Raw genomic sequence first — 1,175 nt, forward strand, 5'->3', positions numbered from 1 at the left:
GTTTATGAAAACACATCGCAACTGTTAAACAACCATTATTTTTATGAACTTGATGATCCAGGTGCACACTTATCAATAAACCAGGTTTTAAAAAGCCCTGGTTTTCATACAAGCAGCAACTCCCTGCCTATTTTAAAACATTACAAATCAGCAACGTGGATAAAGTTCAATCTTAAAAACAACGGCACAAAACCTTTTATAATAATTAGTATCGATCCAAGTATTATTGATGAATTTGATCTTTATTATTCTGACAAGAAAAACTTTAAAACATATCACTTTGTAGCAGAAGATCAGCAGAATGAGCTTGAATCCAGAAATATTACTTATATAAGATGCCCTATCGTACAGGGAACGTCAAATACTATTTATTTACGTATTAAAAGTAATCTTCCCGCTGTAATACCTGTAAAAGTTTACAGCGAAGTAACCTTTATTAAAAGCAGGAATATTGAAAACATAATATATGGTGCATTTATAGGCATATTGCTTCTCAGTGCATTCTACAATTTACTGCTGCTTTTCATAGTTGGCGATATGAGCTACCTGTATTATATATTTTACATTATTTTTCTTGGCGCTTCGCAAACACTGCTGCGTGGTTATGGAAATTATTTTACCGATAATAAAATTTTCATTAACAATTATATCACACCATTGGTAAGAATGTGCTTTGGTTTATCGGTATTACTTTTTACCGGGGAATTTTTACAGCTGAAACAAAATTTAAATAAGGGCTACAAAATTCATTTATTGTTATATGCATTATTCGCCATAGTTTTTGTGGCCATTTTAGGCGGCTTTGTAGCTTTTGCCTATAGTTTAGTTAACTGGGGTTTGGTAATTACTGCGATGTACTTGCTTTTTATTGGTTCACAACTTTACTTAAAGGGATTTAAACCAGCAAAACTGTTTATGCTGGCCTGGAGTTTATTTTTAATAAGCCTGTTACTTTCCTTTGCACGCAATAAAGATCTTATCCCTTACAATGCATTTACTGCCAATATTATACCTTTTGGTTTGGTAATTGAACTCATATTATTTTCGGCTGCTTTGGCCGATAAAATCAATTTTTACAGAAATGAAAAAATTGACATTCAAAATTTTGCAATTGCGGTAGCGAAGGAAAATGAACGTTTAACAATACAGCAGAATATCCTTTTGGAAAATAAAGT

1 protein-coding gene is annotated in these 1,175 nt (G+C 32.2%); it reads left to right on the forward strand.

Annotated features, from left to right (window positions below; all coding sequences use genetic code 11):
- On the forward strand, positions 1–1,175 hold a 1,175-nt coding region (locus AC1DPZ_RS27665; protein ID WP_477409572.1), incomplete at both ends, for a 7TMR-DISM family protein.

This window comes from Mucilaginibacter sp. P4_G9, assembly GCF_056400985.1.